Annotated in this window: 15 protein-coding genes; 8 read left to right on the top strand and 7 right to left on the bottom strand. The window is 67.9% G+C overall.

All coding sequences use genetic code 11. From position 1 onward, the window contains the following. Positions 1–17: 17 nt before the first annotated feature. Positions 18–443, top strand: coding sequence for an HIT family protein (locus tag KTR9_RS10705; RefSeq protein ID WP_010841677.1), 426 nt, complete (start codon positions 18–20; stop codon positions 441–443). Continuing rightward, positions 440–1249, top strand: a complete 810-nt coding sequence (locus tag KTR9_RS10700; RefSeq protein WP_014926393.1) for an SIR2 family NAD-dependent protein deacylase — start codon at positions 440–442, stop codon at positions 1247–1249. The genes KTR9_RS10705 and KTR9_RS10700 overlap by 4 nt, the downstream gene beginning before the upstream one ends. A gap of 35 nt (positions 1250–1284) precedes the next feature. Here the strand turns inward: KTR9_RS10700 and KTR9_RS10695 are convergent, their stop codons facing one another. The 3 genes from KTR9_RS10695 to KTR9_RS10685 form a co-directional block, all read right to left on the bottom strand. After that, positions 1285–5478, bottom strand: coding sequence for an AAA domain-containing protein (locus KTR9_RS10695; RefSeq protein ID WP_014926392.1), 4194 nt, complete (start codon positions 5476–5478; stop codon positions 1285–1287). 103 nt (positions 5479–5581) lie between these two features. Then, positions 5582–5914, bottom strand: coding sequence for a rhodanese-like domain-containing protein (locus KTR9_RS10690; RefSeq protein WP_014926391.1), 333 nt, complete (start codon positions 5912–5914; stop codon positions 5582–5584). A gap of 192 nt (positions 5915–6106) precedes the next feature. Further along, positions 6107–7879: a DEAD/DEAH box helicase gene (locus KTR9_RS10685; protein ID WP_010841681.1), complete on the bottom strand. Its 1773-nt coding sequence runs from the start codon at positions 7877–7879 to the stop codon at positions 6107–6109. Positions 7880–8115: 236 nt separating this feature from the next. Between KTR9_RS10685 and KTR9_RS10680 the strand changes: the two genes are divergently transcribed. The 3 genes from KTR9_RS10680 to KTR9_RS10670 all read left to right on the top strand — a co-directional run bounded on the left by KTR9_RS10680 (position 8116) and on the right by KTR9_RS10670 (position 12399). Then, on the top strand, positions 8116–9903 hold the full coding sequence (locus KTR9_RS10680; RefSeq protein WP_014926390.1) for an AMP-dependent synthetase/ligase: 1788 nt from the start codon (positions 8116–8118) through the stop codon (positions 9901–9903). Between the two features lie 70 nt (positions 9904–9973). Next, positions 9974–11230, top strand: coding sequence for an OpgC domain-containing protein (gene opgC / locus KTR9_RS10675; protein ID WP_044506433.1), 1257 nt, complete (start codon positions 9974–9976; stop codon positions 11228–11230). An 8-nt stretch (positions 11231–11238) separates the two neighbouring features. Next, positions 11239–12399, top strand: a complete 1161-nt coding sequence (locus tag KTR9_RS10670) for a trans-sulfuration enzyme family protein (protein WP_044507860.1) — start codon at positions 11239–11241, stop codon at positions 12397–12399. Positions 12400–12418: 19 nt separating this feature from the next. Here the strand turns inward: KTR9_RS10670 and KTR9_RS10665 are convergent, their stop codons facing one another. Together KTR9_RS10665 and KTR9_RS10660 are read right to left on the bottom strand one after the other, a co-directional pair. Next, the gene (locus KTR9_RS10665; RefSeq protein ID WP_014926387.1) at positions 12419–13972 is read right to left on the bottom strand and encodes a DUF7782 domain-containing protein; all 1554 of its coding nucleotides are present in this window, start codon (positions 13970–13972) and stop codon (positions 12419–12421) included. 46 nt (positions 13973–14018) lie between these two features. Continuing rightward, on the bottom strand, positions 14019–14828 hold the full coding sequence (locus KTR9_RS10660) for a GmrSD restriction endonuclease domain-containing protein (RefSeq protein WP_148281182.1): 810 nt from the start codon (positions 14826–14828) through the stop codon (positions 14019–14021). Between the two features lie 193 nt (positions 14829–15021). Here KTR9_RS10660 and KTR9_RS10655 point away from each other — a divergent pair, with 193 nt between their 5' ends. The 3 genes from KTR9_RS10655 (at position 15022) to KTR9_RS10645 (ending at position 17552) form a co-directional block, all read left to right on the top strand. Next, a complete protein-coding gene (locus tag KTR9_RS10655) occupies positions 15022–16644 on the top strand; it encodes a hypothetical protein (protein WP_238554095.1) in 1623 nt (540 codons plus the stop codon). 112 nt (positions 16645–16756) lie between these two features. After that, positions 16757–17116 (top strand): histone-like nucleoid-structuring protein Lsr2, encoded by a 360-nt coding sequence (locus KTR9_RS10650; protein WP_148281181.1) that lies wholly within the window; start codon positions 16757–16759, stop codon positions 17114–17116. Between the two features lie 154 nt (positions 17117–17270). Next, entirely contained in the window at positions 17271–17552 is a 282-nt protein-coding gene (locus tag KTR9_RS10645; protein WP_014926383.1) for a hypothetical protein, read from the top strand. 7 nt (positions 17553–17559) lie between these two features. Here the strand turns inward: KTR9_RS10645 and KTR9_RS10640 are convergent, their stop codons facing one another. Beyond that, the gene (locus tag KTR9_RS10640; protein ID WP_238554093.1) at positions 17560–18891 is read right to left on the bottom strand and encodes an outer membrane protein assembly factor BamB family protein; all 1332 of its coding nucleotides are present in this window, start codon (positions 18889–18891) and stop codon (positions 17560–17562) included. Between the two features lie 54 nt (positions 18892–18945). Continuing rightward, positions 18946–20289, bottom strand: a complete 1344-nt coding sequence (locus KTR9_RS10635; protein WP_014926381.1) for a hypothetical protein — start codon at positions 20287–20289, stop codon at positions 18946–18948. Positions 20290–20291: the final 2 nt, after the last annotated feature.

Below are 20291 nucleotides of genomic sequence, written 5' to 3'. Positions count from 1 at the left end.
GACCTAGAGTCGGCCGCATGAGCAGTTGCATCTTCTGCGCCATCGTCGCGGGCACATCCCCGGGGCGCATCGTCTACTCCGACGACGACGTGGTCGGATTTCTCGACATCCGGCCCATCACCCGCGGACACACCCTCCTCGTACCCCGCGTCCACTCCGCCGGCCTCGACGACCTGGACCCGACGATCGGTGCCGCGCTCTTCCGCGCCGGCCAGCGACTGGCGACCGCGATGAAGACCGGGCCGATGTCGGCCGACGGTGTGAACCTGGCGGTGAACGACGGCCGAGCAGCCTTCCAGACCGTATTCCACACCCATCTGCACGTCGTGCCCCGGCACGACGGCGACAAGCTCAGCTTCGCCAAGGGCTTCCTCGTCCGCCGCGACTCCGACCCCGACGAGACCGCCGCCCTGGTCCGCGCCTGCATCGAGTCCGCCGGATGACCTTCGCCGGGCCGCCCGGCGCGGACTCCGGTACACCGATCCCGGCCGCGGTCACCGACCTCGTGCGCCGCGCGGAGTGGATCACGGTGTTCAGCGGCGCGGGCATGTCGGCCGAGAGCGGCATCGCGACCTTCCGGGACGTCCAGACCGGGTTGTGGGAGAAGTTCGACCCGGCCGAACTCGCCACCCCCGAGGCGTGGGCACGTGACCCGGCACTGGTCTGGGGATGGTACCGCTGGCGCGCCCGCGAAGTGCTTGCCGCGCAACCCAATGCCGGCCACCTCGCACTCGCCGAACTCGCCGCCTCACGCACCGTCATGGTCGTGACGCAGAATGTCGACGACCTCCACGAACGGGCCGGTAGCGACGTCGTCAGCCATCTGCACGGCAGTTTGTTCGCCCCCAGGTGTTCGGTCTGCGGGACCCCTTACGACGGACCCGGTGCGCGCCCCGATCCTGCCGACGACCAGCCCGGCGCGGCGTCGGACGACCCCCGTGTGGTCCCGCCCACCTGCCCGCGCTGCGGTGGGGCCGTGCGGCCCGGCATCGTCTGGTTCGGCGAAGCACTGCCCGAATCGGACTGGCAGCGTGCGGATCAGGCGTTTCGCGCGTCGGAGGTGGTGCTCGTGGTGGGTACCAGCGGGATCGTCTACCCAGCGGCCGCATTGCCCGAACGAGCGGTTCGCGCGGGCATCCCGGTCATCGAGTTCAACCCCGCGCCGTCCGCTCTCTCCGACGTCGTGACCCACAGCCTGCGGATGCCGGCCGCGGTCGGCCTGCCCGCGCTGCTCAGATCACTCGGCTGACCGACGGCGTCGGCGGGCCCGGCGGCAGAGGTGCGTCACTCCCCCGCGGTGAGGTCGATCGGTTGCCACCTGACGGCGTCCCGCACCGCGCTGTCCTGACTCTGCACCGCCACGAGCGAACCCGGCTTGCATCCGCGCTCGTCGAGGACGGTCGCGACGTGATCCAGGACGCGATCGGGATCGAGTTCGAACTCCGACTCCCGCACCCGCACGAATTGCCAACCGCAGCGGCGCAATTCACGCTCACGCTCCAGATCCGACCGTGCCTGCTGCCCGGTCCCGGCGAACTCGTCGGCGTCGCATTCGACGGCCATGCGCGCGTCGGCCCCCAACACGACCAGATCGACGACCCGGTTGTTGACCGTGACCTTCGGGCTCACGTGATAGCCGAGTGCCGTCAGACGGTTGAACACCCGCTGCTCGAGGAGGTTGTCGAACGGGGGCACGCGGCGATCGTCGGGGACGTCACTGGGCATCGCCCCGATCGAGGGTCCCTCGTTGGCCGTGACATAGGACAGCAACGAGTAACGAAGATCGTTGTGCCGCAGCTCGTCGAGACCGATCGAGTGGAACAGCCACAGCTGGTCCATGGCACGGGTCGCCGCGACGTTGACTCGGCGTTGGGACTCCGCCCGGCTCAGCGCCGAGATCGCGCCGGCGTCCGAGACGACCATCGACAGGAAGACCACGCGTCGCTCGTCGCCCTGGAAGTCCGGCGGGGACCCGACCCGGATACGCCGCGAACGCCAGGTGTCGGAGTCGATCTCGGCGCGTAGCGCCTTCTCGATCGCCTCGACCTGCTTGACGCCCTGCAACGCGATCACGCCGAAGTCCAGTCCGTCGTAGGCCGGATCGGCCAGACAACCTCGTAAGGCCTCGACGATCGCGGCCACCTCGGCGTCGTTGGTTACACCGTTGCCGGTTCCCGTCGCGGTCCCCTCGACCGCGACCGCCCGCAGCGGTTCGAGCCGGTCGGAACCGTACTGGCGCACCGGGATCAGCGGCGCGGAGCCGTAGAACTGGCGCGACGAGAACTCGATGATCTCCGGCATGGACCGGAAATGCTCGCGCAGACCGACGACGTTGCCGAATCGGCTGCGCAGCAACGAGAACAGACTCGACCGGGGCGTCAGCCCGTCGCGGAGGTAGGTCGGCAGATCGGGCAGCGCGGCATCGAGCTCGGCGAACGCCGAATCGAGTGTGGTGCCGCCCAGACCGGCGGGCGCGCACTGCTTGTCGTCGCCGACCACGATCACCCGCGGCGCCAGCCAGAGGAGGAAGGCACTCGTGATGTCGGCCTGCGACGCCTCGTCGACGATGACCACATCGAAGGAGTTGCGGCGCGGCGGCAGCGTCTCGGCTACCTGACTGATCGACATGATCCAGGCGGGGACGGCGTTCTGCGCCTCCACCATGGCCTCGCGCGCCGCGCGCCGGAAGCGATTGGCGTGCTTGCCCGATCCCTTGCCCAGGTTGATCATGTGGTCGCGATAGGACTGAACGGCCTGCAGCTCGCCGGCGGTGGTGCGCGCCAGCAACTCCCGGATGGCACGCGCGGACGCGAGACGGGTGGTCAGGGACGCGATGTCGACCTCGATCGCGTCGAGCGAGGACTGCAACCGGTCCTCGGCGAACGGATCACTACGGTCCTGTGCCCACGTGTGGGCGAACCGCCATGCCCACGCCGCACCCATGTCCCGAGCGCGCTCGATCCAGATCGGATCCCGCGCGCTCGCCCACATGGTCTTCGCGAGTTCGGGTGCGCGGCTGCGCAGTCGGAGTCCGAGCAACTCGAGGGCGTTCTGCTGCTCGGCCTCGGCCGCGGCGGCCGCGAACGCGCGGCGCGCGTCCCGGATCGCGGACGGGTCGGCCGTGCCGAGTGCCGAGACCAGCGCGTCCCCCTCCGGAGACGGCCCCTTCTCGAGTTCGGTCGTCAGTCCGTACACATGGTCGGCGAGCTCCTGCTCGGCGAGGACCGCGTCGTTGGCAGCGGCGACCGATCGCGCCTGATGAGCGACCTCGGCCACCTCGGCGACGGTGCGCGGCCTCGGCCCGCCAGGACTGACCGCCTCGAGTTCCCGCACCAGGTGTTCGCGCCCGGTGAGCAGCCGCGAGATCCATGTCAGCTGGGTGTCGAGGCGGACGAGGTGGTCGAGCTGTGCCGACCGCGAGCCCGAGGCGTCGACCGGGACGTGCAGGTCCGCGAGGATGCGATGCACCTGGTGGGTCGCGTCGACGACGGTGAGGTGATCGGCGACCCGGCGGAGGTTCGCCTCGTCCCGGGGCGGGCGACCGTCCACCGTGGCCCGCACCGGCGCGTCTTCCAGTGCGCGCTGCTGGGGTGAACGACGCAACCGTCCCCGCCACTGTCCGCCGTCGCGCAGGTAGTCGGCAGCGGCGTCGAACAGTGCGGCGTCCCCGGGCCGGTTCCCGTCGACGACGACGGTGTGCGCACCCAGGTCGCGATCCCGGCGAGCCGCCTCGGCGATGACCGGGGACAACGTCGTCACACGCGACCACAGATGTGCGGCTCGCCCGGCCAGCAGCCGGTCAGCCATGTCGATGATCGGATCCGGGTACGAGGCCACCTCGCCGGAGGCCACCGCCAGGTCATCGCAGATGTCCTTGATCCGGACCAGCCGGGCGCTGTCGACCCCGTCGAGCACGGACATCAGGGTCCCGGCACCGGCCATCGGCTCGCGGGGCCGGGCGGCGATCCGATCACAGATCGCGTCCATCTCCCCCGGCTCGGGCAGGTGGTCGTCCAGGTCGACGAAGCGCTGCGTGAGACGTGAATCGGAGCCCCCGGTGCTCGCGAGCAACTCCGCCAGCCGGACGAACTCGGCCGAGTCCAGCGGCGGAACGGCGCCGTGGACCGGACCCGGCAGCCAGTCGAACGCGGCGGCGTCGGCCCGCACCCGTCGGACGATCTGCGCCGGAGAGCCGCGGTAGTCCCCCGCGACCCATTCGTGGATCTCGGTCTCGTCCGCACGCAGGTCCCACAGTTCGCGCAGCGTCTGATCTCGTTGCCGCAGAGCGTGATCCCGGCGTGCAGCCAGATCCGCTAACTCGGCGTCCGCGACGCCCGGGGTGAACGACGCCTTGCGTTCGGCGAGCTCGGTCACCGCGTCGACAATGCCCTCGGAACTGTCCTGGGAGACATCGGCGATCGACACCGTGAGTGCCCGCAGCGCGGGCGGCAGCATGTCCCGGAGCACGTGGAGCGCGTGAGCCTTCTCGCTCACCACCAGGACGCGCTGACCTTTCGCCAGCAGCGCCGACATCACGTTGGCGATGGTGTGTGTCTTACCGGTGCCGGGCGGCCCCTCGACCACCACGCCGCTGTCGGCGCCGAGCCGGGCGAGCACGTCGCGCTGTTCGACGTTGGACGGCAGCGGGAACAGCGCATCGGCGACCAGCTCCGCGGGCTCGAGAACGCCGGGCGCCCGAAGTGCGGCGAGTCGGTCGGCGGCCTCGATCGGCCGGACGAGCTGCGCCAGTCCGACCGGCACCTCCGAGCTCTCGTCCCGTAGGTCGGCGATGATGGCGTCGTAGAAGGCGAGCGAGCTCTCCACCCCTCGGCGGCGCAGGACAACAGCCGGCCGGGCCTCGACCTCGAGGCTCACCCGTGCCGTGTCGACATCGATCGCCTCGCGCCACTCGGCCACCAGCTCGGTGGTCTTCGGAGACAGCACAGAGGTCTGCGCGGACAATTTGCCGCGGATCTTGACCGCTCCCGCGAGATCGAGTCCGTCCACCGCGGCCAGGAGATGCGTGTCGTGCACGGCCGGCGACGAACCCGCGCCGAGGGACAGCCGGATCGTGTCGTCCTCGTCGCGATCGACGACGAGCGCCTGGGTGAGAAGGTGCTCCCGGACGATCGGCGCGGCGTCGTCGTCCACGGCATCTCGTACCGTGACCAGCGCTGAGGCGACGACGAGCTCGAGCTCCTCGGGATTGTCGACGAGCGCGTCGACGAGGGCGCCGAGCCGGGAAGACGCAGAATCCGGTGACCCGGCGTCGGCCGCCTCGCGCTGGAGCTCCACCACCACCTGGCCTGGAAGGGCATTCGAGCGCACGGGCACCGATGTGGACGGACCGACCCAGACGTGACCGGGATGGTCGGTGATGTCGTGGACGTCACCGGAGCGGGACCGGACGAGGTCGGCCAGGAACGTCATCAGCCGGGTGACCTGATCGCGCAGCATCTCGCGAGCGTCATCCTGCATACCGATGTGTTCCTCTCGTGGCCGGCGACTCCTACGCTACAAGACGCTGGTCAGAGGAACCCGCGCAGTCGCGCGGGACGGCGTCGGATCACCAACCGGCGTCTCAACCGTTGGTGCGGGAACGCAGCGCGCGGTAGCCGCCGTCGACGTAGCGCACGTTGGTGTAGCCGCACTCGGCGATCTGCTCGGCGATCCGCGGAGCCTCCGATCGGACCGACACCACGGCGATCTCGGTGTCGCGGTCACGGATGACCGGGAAGGTGCCCGAGGGTGTGGGGGCGAACCGCGTCGGCACCTCGGTGGGATCGACCACGAGGGCACCCGGCAGGCTGCCCTGATGCCGCATCACCTGCGGACGTGCATCCACGACGACCGCGTTCCCCTCGCGGCTGTGACTCATTGCCTCTGCTGCTGAAATCGCATTCACCACTGACACCGGTGACTCACCAATCCTGTTGCTAGAAATATCCGTGTCTCATCATGCTCGCGTCGACCACCGCGTGATGATCCGCGCTTGGATGACCCCCGCTGACCAGGTTACGGAACGATCTCGGATTGACAAGTTTTCTCACACAGCTCTCAGAACTGCACAATTGTGCGCAACTTCTGGTAGGCGGGCGCCGACGGGTCAGGAATGACGACCGCGGCCGGCCACGCGCGGCGACGGACGCTTGCCCCAGCTGTCACCGCGACGACCGTCTCGTCCGCCTCCGTGACCCCCGGCGCCGCGCTTCGCACCACCACGTGTGCGCGGCGACCCCATGTCCTTGCGGATGTCGATCGGATTCTTGCCGATCTTCGTGTGCCGCAGATTGGACAGGGTCTCGTTGTCGAGGTCGTCGGGCAGTTCGACGAGGCTGAAGTCGTCGCGGATGCTGATGTTGCCGAAGTCGGCGCGGGTCAGGCCGCCCTCGTTGGCGATGGCACCGACGATCGCGCCGGGCGAGACCTTGTGTTTGCGGCCGACGGCGATCCGGTACGTCGCGAAGCTCGCGCCGGGGCGCCGCGGAGCACGCTCACGCTCCGGGCGCTTCTCGGACTGCGGCGGGTCCGGGGTCATCAGGAACCCGCCGTCCCGCGTCTCGAGTGCCAGCGCTGCGGCGATGTCGGCCATCGTGACATCGTTGTCCCGCGCGTAGTTCTCGATCAGCCCGCGGAACAGGTCGAGGTTCTCCGACGACAGGTTCTGCGTGATGGAGTCGGCGAACTTCGCCACCCGCTGGGCGTTGACGTCGTCGACACTGGGCAGGCCGATCTCGGTGAGCGTCTGCCGGGTGGCGCGTTCGATCGCGCGTAGCAGGTGACGCTCGCGCGGCGAGACGAACAGCAGCGCATTGCCCGACCGGCCGGCACGACCGGTGCGGCCGATGCGGTGCACATACGACTCGGTGTCGTGCGGGATGTCGTAGTTGACGACGTGCGAGATGCGGTCCACGTCGAGTCCGCGAGCGGCGACGTCGGTCGCGACGAGGATGTCGATCGAACCGTTCTTGAGCTGGTTGATCGTTCGTTCGCGCTGCGCCTGGGCGAGGTCGCCGTTGATCGCGACCGCGGAGAATCCGCGGGAACGCAGCTTCTCGGCCAGCTCCTCGGTCGCCTGCTTGGTGCGGACGAACACGATCATGGCGTCGAAGGTCTCGACTTCGAGGAACCGCGTCAGCGCGTCCAGCTTGCGCTGGTGGGAGACCTGCAGATAGCGCTGGGTGATGTTCTGCGCGGTCGCGGTCTTCGACTTGACCGTGATCTCCTGCGGAGAGTTCAGGTACTTCTGTGCGAGACGGCGGATGGCACTGGGCATGGTCGCCGAGAACAGCGCGACCTGCTTGGTGTCCGGGGTCTCGGCCAGGATGCGCTCGACGTCCTCGGCGAAGCCCATCGTCAGCATCTCGTCGGCCTCGTCGAGGACGAGGAACTCGAGTCCCGAGATGTCGAGGGTCTTGCGGTCGAGGTGATCGATGACGCGCCCGGGCGTGCCGACGATGACCTGCGCGCCACGACGCAGACCGGCGAGCTGGACGCCGTAGGACTGCCCGCCGTAGATCGGCAGGACCTTCACCTCGGGCATGTGCGCCGAGTAGCGGCCGAAGGCCTCGGAGACCTGCAGGGCCAGTTCTCGTGTCGGCGCCAGGATCAGGGCCTGCGGCGTCCGCGCCGAGGTGTCCAGCCGGGACAGGATGGGGATGGCGAAGGCCGCGGTCTTACCGGTGCCGGTCTGCGCCAGGCCCACCACGTCGCGCCCCGACAGGAGGGTCGGGATGGTGGCCGCCTGGATCGGCGACGGCGTCTCGTAGCCGACATCGGTGACGGCGGCGCGGACCCGCGGATCGATTTCGAGGTCGTCGAACGAGCCGACAGAAGGGTCGGCCGGGGCGTCGTGCTCGCCGTGATCGGAAGTACTCATGCGGCGGAAGTCTCATTCATCGCCCTCAACTGTAGTGGCCCTCCACCAGAAAGTCGGCATCGTGCCCGTGCGAGGTCGCATCGGCCCCGTGAGCAGGGCATGAACCACGATTGTCGACCGGTGTGATGCATCCCACGAATACTGGTACTGTCAGTGCCACTCATCCGGCCATCGGCCCCGGTCACACGCATACCGATGTCCGGAATGTCCATTTGTTCTCCCGTCTCAGGAGTGCCATGCAGCAGCAGTACGCCACCCCGTCCGATCTCACGATCGACGACAAGGCGACGACCGTCGACACGATCCTGCGCTACCGCGCGGAGCGCCCAACGATGCCGCTCTTCCGCAAGCGCTCGCACAACCAATGGGTCAACGTCACCGCCAAGCACTTCACCGACGAGGTGGACGCGGTCGCCAAGGGTCTCATCGCCTCGGGCGTGCAGCCCGGGGACCGCGTCGCGATCCTCTGCTCCACCCGCTACGAGTGGACCGTCCTGGACTACGCGATCTGGCGCGCCGGAGCGTGCACCGTCGCGATCTACGAGACCTCCGCGCCCGACCAGGTCCAGTGGATCCTCGAGGACTCCGGCGCCACGTTGCTGTTCGTCGAGAACCACGAGCACTACACCCGCCACCTCCGGGTCGTCGACGAGACGGCGACCCTCAAGGAAACCCTGGTCATCGACGAGCACGCGCTCCCCACGGTCACCAAGCGCGGCGCGAAGATCGCCGATGCCGACCTCGACCAGCGTCATGCGAACGCGTTGTCGTCCGATGCCGCCACGCTGATCTACACCTCGGGCACCACCGGACGTCCGAAAGGTGTGCTCCTGACCCACGCGAACTTCCTGGCCGAGACCGCCGCGACCCGCGACGCGGTCGGCGCCGGCATGCGCGAGGGCAAGTCGACGCTGCTCTTCCTGCCGTTGGCACACGTCTTCGCCCGCGTCGTCGCGGTCGGTTGTGTGGAGAACGGCGTGGTCCTCGGACACACCAATGATCTGACGAACCTCGTGGCCGACCTCGGCGTGTTCAAGCCGAACTACGTGCTGTCGGTGCCCCGCGTGTTCGAGAAGGTGTACAACTCCGCCAAGCAGAAGGCCTACGACGGCGGCAAGGGGTCGATCTTCGACAAGGCCACCGACACGGCGATCGAGTACAGCAAGGCGATCGAGGCCGGCAAGGTCGGACTCGGCCTGAAGCTCCGCCACGCAGTCTTCGACAAGCTCGTCTACGGCAAGCTGCGCGACGCCCTGGGTGGCCAGTGTGAGGGCGCGATCTCCGGTGGCGCCCCGCTCGGTGCGCGCCTCGGTCACTTCTTCCGCGGCGTGGGCATCCCGGTGTACGAGGGCTACGGACTGTCGGAGACCACGGCTGCGGTGACCGCCAACAACGAGGACAACCAGAAGGTCGGCTCGGTCGGCCGACCGATCCCGGGCGTCACCGTCGCCATCGCCGAGGACGGCGAGGTCCTGCTCAAGGGACCGGTCGTGTTCGGCGGGTACTGGAAGAACCAGGCCGCCACCGACGACGCCATCCGCGACGGCTGGTTCCACACCGGAGACATCGGCACACTCGACGACGGATACCTGTTCATCACGGGCCGCAAGAAGGAACTCATCGTCACCGCCGGCGGCAAGAACGTCTCCCCGGCCCAGCTCGAGGACACCATCCGGGCGCACCCGCTGGTGAGCCAGTGCCTCGTCGTCGGCGACAACAAGCCGTTCATCGCGGCGCTCATCACCATCGATGCCGAGGCCGTGCCCGGCTGGCTGGACCGTCACGGGCTGCCCGCCGACACCCCGATCTCGGGCCTGGTCGAGAACGCCGACCTCAAGGCGGAGATCGACGCCGCGGTGAAGGAGGCGAACACCAAGGTCTCCAACGCCGAGGCGATCAAGAAGTTCTCCATCCTCGACACCGACTTCACCATCGACACCGGTGAGCTCACCCCGACGATGAAGCTCAAGCGCAACGTGATCCACGACGCGCACAAGGAAGCGATCGCCGACCTCTACACCTGAGCAGAACTCATCACGACTCGCCGCGGCCCGGGATGCCCCCGGGCCGCGGTGCTGTCTATCGTGCAAGTCAATGAAACGAGACCTGGCCATCGACGCCACCCGTGGGGTGGCGATCTGGAGCATGATCACTGCGCATTTCGCGCATGAATCGACGCTGGCCACTCCGACTCACGCCTATCCCTACGTCGACGGCATGTCCGCGTTCGTGATGCTGTCGGGAATCGTCCTCGGCCTCGTCTACCAACGGTGGGTCACGCGTCACGGCCTCGCCTTCGCCTACAAGCGACTGGCCAAGCGGATCATCGTGCTCTATCTGTGCCAGCTGGCCATCGCGCTCGTCGCGGTCGCGGCCGCCCTGGCCGGCCACCGCTGGCTGACGCTCCTGCTGCCGGTCGACGGCTGGGGCGACGGCATCTGGCTCGCGCTGACGATGCAGTACCTGCCGAGCGGCGGCAACATCCTGCTGCTCTACATGGTTCTGCTGATCTCCGCGTTCGGACTCTTTCCGCTGTTGCGCCGGGGCTGGTGGGTCTGGGTTCTCGGCGCCTCGCTGGGTCTCTACGTGTTCTCGCTGATCTACTCCCCCGGGTGGTTCTACCTGAGCGCCTATCAGGCCGCCCCGCACATCCAGAACGTCGCCGGCTGGCAGATCATGTTCGTCCCCGCCCTGGTCATCGGCTGGAACTGGTCGCGCTGGCGGGTGCCGGAGTTCGTCGACCGGTGGCTCGTCGCGATCGTCGCCGTCGCCCTCGCGGTGGCGTTGTTCTTCCACTTCGGAATCGACTACGGCCCCTGGGCGCACCTCGAGCCGTACGTCGCCGACAAGCTCGACTTCCGTCCGGCGCGGGCGATCGGCGCGTATCTCGCGATCCCGGCCGTCTACGGGCTTTTCCGGCTATTACTCAAGTGGTGGCATCACGACTGGCTGCGTCCACTCGTCATGACCGGGACCCGCAGCCTCGACTCCTATGTCATCCAGGCCGTCGCTCTCGTCGTGGTCCCCATCCACATCGCGCACCGCCCGTGGGACACGGTCACGATGGACGCCGTCGCGCTGCTGGTGTTCGCCACCTGCTGGGGCTGGGCCGAGTTCCGCTACTTCGCCCACGTCGACAAACTGCACAAGCTCCCGGTTCGGGCGGTTCGCCTGATACGTCCGCACCGACCCGAGATCACCCCGGGACCCGGGCCCGGCGTACCCACCCCGGAGACGTCGGACGCCGGCCGGGGAGCCGGACCGCTCGTCGACGACCAATCGGAGGCGGACCGGACCAGACCGAGTCGAACCGGGGCACGTACCGAGGAACCGATGGGAGTGCATCCGTGACGGGTGAGATGACACGCAGTGTGCATGCCGGGAACGACTCGTCGGGCCCATCGGTGCGGACTCCCATCACGATGGCGAACTCGTATCACCTGCCGCCCGAACCCGAGACGATGAGCTGGTCGGGCACCGAGCAGCTGTTCTACACGCGCAACACCGGCGCCAACCAGGTTGCGTTGCAGGACAAGCTGGCCGCACTCGAAGAAGCCGACGACGCCGTCGTCCTCGCCTCGGGGGTGGCCGCCCTCCACGCCGTGTTCTTCACCTTCCTGTCCGCAGGTGACCACGTCGTCGTATCCGACACGACGTACGAGGCCACCTGGAAACTGTGGTCGGATCTGCTGCCGCGGAAGTACGGGATCGAGGCCACCTTCGTCGATGTCGGGGATCTCGACGCGACCCGCGCCGCCCTGCGCCCCGGAACCCGCATGCTGATCGCCGAGACGATCGCCAACCCGACGACCAAGGTCGCCGACATCGGCGCTCTCGCGCAGATCGCCTCCGACGCCGGCGCGCTGCTGCTCGTCGATTCGACCTTCACCCCACCCGTGCTGTACCGCCCGCTCGCCGACGGCGCCGACCTGGTCGTGCACTCGCTGACCAAGTACATCAACGGCCACGGCGACGCGATGGGTGGTGCCGTGCTCGGCCGGCCGGAACTGATCTCACAGATCCGGGAGCAGGCGATGGTCGACGTCGGCGGCGTGATCTCGCCCTTCAATGCGTGGTTGATCGCCCGCGGCGCGATCACCCTGCCGCTGCGGTTCGCTCAGCACCAACGCAACGCCGAGCGGGTCGCCGCCTTCCTCGACGAGGACCCGCGTATCGCCTATGTGCGCTACCCGGGACTGGCGTCGCACCCCGAACACGACCTCGCGGCACGACAATTCGGCGGTCGCGGCTTCGGGGGCATGATGGCGTTCGCGGTCCGCGGCGATCCGGCCACCCAGAACCGCTTCGTCTCGGCGCTGACGACGATCACCTCGGCGGTGTCACTGGGTCACGACGAGTCGCTCATCGTGCATGTCGGTGCCGACGGGCCGCGGGTCGCCGCCTACCCCCAACCGTTCCGCGAGTGGGGACACTTGCGGTTCTCGGTGGGACTCGAGGATGCCGACGATCTCGTCGCCGACCTCGCCGCGGCACTGGACGCGACCTTCCCGGTTCGTTGAGCCTCCGCCGCAACCACTCTCAGGTCGCCTCGTAGAGAATCCCCCGGCCGATCGCTTCGCGGACCACGGGCAGCGCGGCCTCGGCGAGAGCATCGGCGTCGACGCCGTGGAAGTCGGCGAGGAGTTCGAGCAGGACGCCCAGCGGAACCTGTCCCCGACAGCCGGCGAGCAGCGCGCGCGAGATCTCGTCGACGCCCATCACGGCGCCGGGCCCGCCGGGCCGCCGGACAGCCGCCGATACCTGTTGCCAGCCCTCGTCACCCGGCAGCGAGTGTTCCTCGAGCATGACCGGCGCCACCGACAGACGCCGCGCGAGCAGTTGTTCGTCGGAGGTCTCACGCAGGTAGCGACGTCGCGCCAGGAACGCCTGCGCCTCGTATCCGGTCAGCTCTTCGCCTGCGCCGGTGATCTCCTCGATCACGACGTCGGGGTCGCGGTCTTCTCCCTCCAGCGGGGCCCGGGCGGTGATCGACCCCATCCCGATGGCGACGATGCCGTGGGCGTCGAACCACTCGAGCCACTCCGATCCTCGTCGCGCGGCGGTCGATTCGTCCTCACCGGCATCGGACAGCCACAGGGAGACGTAGCTGATCGGGTCGGCGACCTCCCGCTGCACGACCCACGCATCGAGTCCGGTGCCGGCGAGCCACGAACCGACCCTCTCCTGCCACGCTTCGCCGTCGCGGATCACCCAGTTGGCAAGGATCTGGGCGGTACCACCGGGATTCAGATGCGCGGGCAGGTCGCGGACGAGTTGCTCGCACAGTCCGTCCCCGACGACGCCGGAGTCGCGGTAGATGTAGTCCTGTCCACCCGCGCCGACGACGAACGGCGGATTGGACACTATGAGGTCGAATCGTTCCCCGGCGACGGGTTCGAACATGCTTCCCGCGCGCAGATCCCACGACATCCCGTTGAGGCGGGCGGTCGCGGCGGCCAGCGCCAGCGCCCGCTCGTTGGTGTCGGTGGCCACGATCTGCTCACAGTGGGCGTCGAGATGCAGTGCCTGGATGCCGCATCCGGTACCGATGTCGAGCGCGCGGCGGACGGGTTCGCGGATGACGGCGCGGGCCAGCGAGATCGACGCGCCGCCGATGCCCAGGACATGGTCGCGAGCAACGGGTCCGGGCCTCATCGCGGCGTCCTGATCGGCGACGACGAGGTAGTCGCGGGTGTCGTCGGCGTGCGGGCGGATGTCCAGGCGGGCGCGGAGCCGCGAACCGTCGACCCGTGCCAGCACGCCCTGGGCGACCAGCACGTCCGTCCCGGACGTCGGAAAAGCCGCGGCGACCGCGTCGTCGGGTTCGTCCGAACCCAGCAGGAACAGTCGGACGAGAGTGGCGAGCCGACCGTGCTCGCCGGTGACGTCGCAGGTCACGGCGAGGGCCGGCCACCAGACGCCCCGGACAAGTGCCTCGTGGGCGTCGGTGCCGAGCAGGTCGGTGACGCCGTCGTTCGTGTATCCCGCCGACCGCAGATCGGCACCGAGCGCCGCGACCACGGTGTCGACGGTCAGCGGATGACCGGTCGCGTCGTCGGCGAGTGGCTGGGGTCGTCCCTGATCCGCGGTCACGATCGCCAAGGCTACCGACGAGGCGGCCGCCCGTGGCCGGACGGGTTCAGCACGACGCGAGGACCCGTCGCATGGCGTCGCGTTCGGCTGGGGTCACCCACAGTCCGTAGGACTTCTTGACCTCGATCTGCCGGCCGACGTAGGTACATCGGTACGCTTTGTTCGGCGGGAGCCAGGTGGCGGCGTCGCCGTCGCTCTTCTGCTGGTTCACAGTCCCGGAGACGGCCTGCAGATTTCTCGGATCGTTCGCGAACGCGATGCGCTTGCCCGCAGCCCATGAGGCAGCACCTTTCTGCCAGGCGTCCGACAGTGCGACGACGTGGTCGACCTGCACGAGCGCCGACGTCTCCTGTCCCCGCGTGAACGGGATCGTCGTACCGGTGTACGGGTCGGCCAGCGTGCCGGCGAGGACTCGACAACCGTCGGCGTGGAACGTGATCCCGGTGAGGTCTCGCCGCAGGATGTCCTCCCGGGTCCGGCAACCGTTGCGGCCGAATTGCACGTCGACCGCGTCGTCCCAGGCCCTGCCGAACCGGGTCCGCGCATAACCGGTCTTGAGCGCGCGACCCTTCACGTCAAGCGAGGCGAGGTCGGTCAGCGCACGATCGGCGGCGGGAGCCGAGGTCTGGGGTTGCGGTGACGGTGACGCAGACGAACCGATGGCGGGAGAAGTCGGTGCGGGTGGTCCCGATCCGGGCGCGGTGTCGATACCCGTCCCGGTCACGAACAGAGCGCTCGCCCCCACGGCGACCGACACTGCGGCGATCACCACCGACAACCATGCCGCTCGACGTCTCACCTCGGAATCGTTGCACGACGCACCGACAGTGCCGCCGGTCACCCGGTGCGCGGACATCCGCCGCGCACCTTAAGATTCGTTCGACTAACTTCCCCTTCGCGGACTGCACTGGTCGCGCACGACGCCGCGGTGGCGCACGGGCGTCGCTGTCGCCGGGGTACCAGACGACTATTCGGGTAGTGGGTGCATGAGTTCAGGTCGGGGCAATGCAGCACGGCGGGTACAGCCATGGGTTCTGCGGATCGTTGCCGTGTTCACGTTGACGATGTCGTTGCCCACCCTCGCCGGCGGGACGAGCACGGCCGCGATCCTCGGCAGCACGGCACCGTTCTCCGTGTCGCCGTTGCGCGCGACGCCGGTCCACGAGCTGACTCCGACAGTCGACCCGGAAACCGAGACCTATCGGGAACGGCTCGAGCGCATCGACAGCCTGACCCGCCCGCTGCTGCCGACGCCGAAGTCGCTCGACGGTGCCGAAACACGCTGCGCAAGCGGTGATTTCACAACCCTGTCCGTGGTGTACGACTCGATCTTCGAGTCGGTCTACGACGTCTTGCCGCCCTCCTTGCGGGCGTCGGCGCGCGCCAGCCGCATTGCGGCACACCGTGACATGAGCCGGTTGCACATCTCGACCCTCGCCGTGACCGAGCATCCGCTGACCCTCGGCGCCGACGACGACGATCCCGCACTCGACTACCGCGACCCCATCTCGCAGCTTCTCGTCTCTAACCTCCTCAAGATCCGCGACGGCAGACACGCCGAGGCGATCCCGCTCGGGAACATCACCGTCATCCAGGCCGTGGAAACGGTGTGGCTGTACATGTTCACCACCGTCCTGATCCCCGCACGGCTCCTCGTCGGGTCGGCACCCGACCTCGGCAGCCCGTTCGCCGGCACCGACGCCGACGGCCTGGCACAGTTCGTCACCTACAACTGGCTGATCTCCGCCTTCGTCTTCTCGGCCGAATTCGCCGTGAAGGCCCTCCTGCGCGCCACCGCGAAGACCGTTCTCGACCAGTGCGTCGCACGTGTGACCGAGGAGCAGCGCGCCCAGGCCGGGCGTCCGAGTGACACCGTCCGCTTCGACATCCCGATTCCGCCGATGGTGGCCGAGATCGCCGACCACCTAGCGCTGGCCGATGTCGAGACCTGCACGCCGATCGGCTCTCTCACGCTCGGCCGGCTGGTGCGGTACGTGTCCGAGCAGGCACAGGAGAACAACCCCGCCGATGCGCCGCGGATCCGCGCCGAGACCACCCGGATCCTCGGCGTCATGCGCGGAATCCGCATCCACCACAACCTGATCCCGCTCGACCCGGCAGAAGAACGATCGGTCGGCGAACTGGGCGCGTCATTGTTCGGCTCGCTGATTCCGGTCTTCGGCGGCGCCCCGCTCGACATACTTCTGGGCATCGGACACAACCTCGGCCATGGGGCGGACCCCTGGGAGACCGTCTCCCTCGACGAGCTCACGGTCAGCAAGCCGATCACCGCGGCGCATTACGCCTACAAGCTCGCGCTGCACCTGATCCGCGAGGTCGGCAACGTCATCGAGCCGTCGATCCTCGGTGACAGCCCGCTGCGTCCGACCCGACTGCTCGTGACCGTCCTGGGACTCCCGATGACCTACGGGCTGGTGACCGCGCATCACGTGATCCGGTCGATGTGTCTGCGTGTCGACGACACCTCCGGGAGCGGCTTGGGCGCCGAGGCGAATCGGCGGATGGCGACCGACTCCACCCCCCGTGCCAGTACAACTCGCAATCGCGAATCCCCTCGACCGTCGGCGTCGAGAAGATCAGAACGGCCGCGCGCGACAAGCTCCATTCCGCACCCCGAGCCGCCCCGATTCGGCATTCCCGGCCCGAATTGACGCATTCGATCCGCATTCGGCGGACTCATCTCGCGGCTATTCGACGTGAGTCCCGACACCAGGAATGCGGACGTCCATGATTCCGGCGAGTTGATCGACTACCGTGAACACCGTGTCGAAAATTCAGACGGTGACCTTTGTCGACGACCTTGACGGTCGCGAGCTCGATCCCCAAGACGCGCAAACGGTTTCGTGGTCATGGCTCGGAGTCGACTACGAACTCGACGTGTCCTCCGCCAATCTCGACAAGATCGAACAGGGAAAGGTGACCGTCGCGAAATTACTCAAGGCCTCGACTCGGGTCGGCGGCCGACGGCGGTCGCCATCAGCACGGACGAAGACGAATTCCGGCGGCAGTGGCCCGTCGGTGAATGCCTCCATTCGCGAATGGGCAGCCGACAACGGTTACGAGGTGTCGGCCCGCGGCCGCATTCCGAACGACGTCGTCGAGGCATACAACGCCGCGCACTGATAGAGGTACCTTCAACCTGATCGCCAGGACCCGCGAGGCGCCTGGCGATCGACGTCTTGTCACCGCACCAGCGCCATGCGGTTCACTATCGCAACCTAAATCTTTGTTACTGTGGGAGTTGCGTACGTGACACGGGACTGCGAGGGGGCGACTGATGAGCAAGGCTGACGACAGCGACACCATCGACGACCATGCCGGCGACGGCGGTGGGCCTGTCGCGAAAATCTCCGCGCGCGTACGTGTCACCCTCGACGACGGGTCGGTCCGCGAGGGCGAGATCGTCGACGACTTCGCCGACCTCGCACCCGATGACACCGCCGTCGAGGCCCGAATCGACAACGACCACGTGGCCCGGCTGCGGAGGTGGGCCATATCCACCGATGATCACGACATCGTCTTCGCCGATGACAATGCTGTCGAGGTCATTCCGGCATAGCCGAGGCTCACAGAGGTGCGAGCCTGATCATCTGACGGTCCGACGAGAAGATCCACCCGTCACCGTAGGACTCGAGCGCTCGGCCCGTTGCGAACTTCTCCGGGTCGGCATCGATGGCGAGGAACGGCGCGGTCCACGCGACCTTGCCGGTGGTCACGTCGACAGCCGTCAGTGCGACGCCATCACTGCCGGTCAGCAATCGATCGCGGTACGCGTCTGGAGTCACGGTGGCGTTCGTGTACTCGCCCCACACGTTGTGCCACAAGCGTTTGCCTGTCTGAAGGTCGATGCCACTCTCGCTGCCGCTGTTGCTGTCGAGGAGGTATGCAACGCCGTCGACGACCGCTGTCACCGTTCCCGTTGCGTTGGTGTCACCCGATACAAGATCGCTGTTGGTCCACAGGCGCTCGCCGGTCTCGCGATCGTAGGCGGAGTCGCCGAGTAAGACCGGGTCGGCGGTGGTCACGGACTCCAAGCCCGGTCGTTGCACGGCGGGGTGTGAGTTGGACACGATCACCTTCCCGTCCGGACCTCTCAGCAACTGCTCGGACGCACGACCGGCGGACTCGCAACCGGTGTCGGCGTGGACGAGAAACCCGCCCGCCAGCAGCGACGAGGTTCCGACGCATTGTGTGCGGTTGCTCCACAACTCGGCGCCCGAGTCGGCATCGAATTGGGCGACGTCGCCTCCGGTGCGGATCAGACCGACCCCGTCGATCACGGTGAGGGCCTCACTGCTGTAAACCTCTTCGTAGGATGCGCCGAGGTCGAACTGGCGGGTCCAGTGGGCGGACACATCGTCGAAGGTGCCCGAGTGGACTCGCACGTCGTCTTCTTCGACGCTGCCCTCGGCGACGTACAGGGCGTCCGGCGTGGTTGTGATGGCGAAGATGCTCTCGGCCACCGTGCGCCGTACCGACTTCCCCGAATCGACGTCGTAGGTGACGAGTTCGTACTCCTTGCGCAGTGCGTGGCAGTAGATCTTGCCGTGGAGCGGGACCTCACTGCAGCTGACGAGGTCGTGAGCCGGAGCCTGCCAGCGCACCCCTCCGGTTCTGGCGTCGATGCCGACCATCACGGGATCACCGAGAGTTGTTCCCTCATTGGGGGTTCCGACGACGGTGACGAGTGTGTCACCGGACCGGATGATCCCGGGCTCGCCGGCCGTGAAGGCAGTGCCCTCGCGCGGATCGGCGAACGCGGCGAACGGACGACCGAGGTCGTCGGCGGGATCGAGGGCCCAGGCGACACCTGGCGTATTCGCAGTGGTCCCGGTGATCTTCTTGACCGATGTCGGAGCACGATCCCACCACACCACCGTCGCCGCGGAGACGGTCACGACCGCGACCACCGCAGCGACAACCAGAGCCCGAGTACTTCGGTCCCGCATCTGTCAGAGTTCCAATCCTGGTGTCACAGCGATGTTCTCGAGCTCCTGAATCGACATCGGCTCGCTCGGCGAGGCCGCCGTGGAACTGACCGAGATCCGCGTGCCCGTCGGGCGGGTCACGACCACGGAATGGGTCGTCCGCCGAATGGGTTTCCGCGGGTCGGTCGTCGACGAACCCGATTGCCAGGTGACATCTGTCTGCACCACGGTCCCGTCGGCAAGTGTGCGAGTCTTCTTCTGACTGCCGCGGCCCGGAACCGGGCGTTCTCCAGCTGGGACCGGCTGACCACCGACGATCGTGACATAGATCCCCACATCACCTCCGAGATCCTCGACACCGGTGCACAGCATGCCTTGTGCGGACCGGCCGGCCGGCACCATCGGAGGCAACCGTGCGCCGCCCAGATCGACGGTGGCGAGTATCTCGTCGAGTTCGCGTGCTCGCTCACGTGTCACGGGTGGCCCCTCGTAGGACTCGAACCCAGTGACACAGTCTTCCATCGGCACCGGTGTACCCGGGGCGACCGGAGTGCTGACGCGTAGCCCCGGATCGACGACGATCCGCATCAGGTCGTCGATCGTCAACGGAACCGAGCCGCTGTTGTCCCGCTGGTTCGTACCGGTTGCGTCACTGGCCCACGCGGTGACCCATGATCCGTCCGGCACGTACGCGCGTGCCGTTCGGCTCAGGGCGCGGACTCCGTCCACTTCCTGCCAGGTGTCGTGGACGTCGACCACCACCCCGTCGGGCAGCGTGCGACGCTGGTCGAGTTGACCAGCGACACATGCCGGAACCGCGTCCGACGAGCGCTGGACTTGGACGGACACAGTGCCCCTGACGTCACCACTGACCACTTCTCCCGAGGCGACGGTAGATCCTCGGGGCTCAGGGTCCGGGTCACCGAGAGAGGTGATCGGCTGAAAGATCAGCGGTTGGCTGGGGCCCGCGAAGGCGATCTCGGCGCGGGCCGGGAGCGCTGCTGCGAGCGCGGCGGACATCGCGGTTGCTTTCGGCCCGCTGAACCACGGGAAGTCCGGATTGTCGTACGAAGGATTCCCCATCCCGGTAAACGTCGTGTAGCCAGACGCGTCGGGAACTTCGACGACGTCGCATCCGGGGATGGGCGCGTTCTGGTCAAACGGCTCACTGACCACATCCGGCGTCTCAGGTGCGGCGGTGTCGGTCGGCTGGGACTCAGACGACGGGGGCAGTGCGGTCGTGAGTTCGGGATCGGGTGACGGAAGCACGAGGCCGACAACCACAAACGCGAGAGCGACGACCGACACCAGTACCAACGCGTAAGTCCAGACCCGCTTCGATGGCGACGAACTCGTGTCGTCCACCATGT

The organism is Gordonia sp. KTR9, from assembly GCF_000143885.2.
Classification (GTDB): Bacteria; Actinomycetota; Actinomycetes; order Mycobacteriales; family Mycobacteriaceae; genus Gordonia.
Note: the sequence above shows the minus strand (reverse complement) of the source record. Positions and strands in the feature narration are given on the sequence as shown.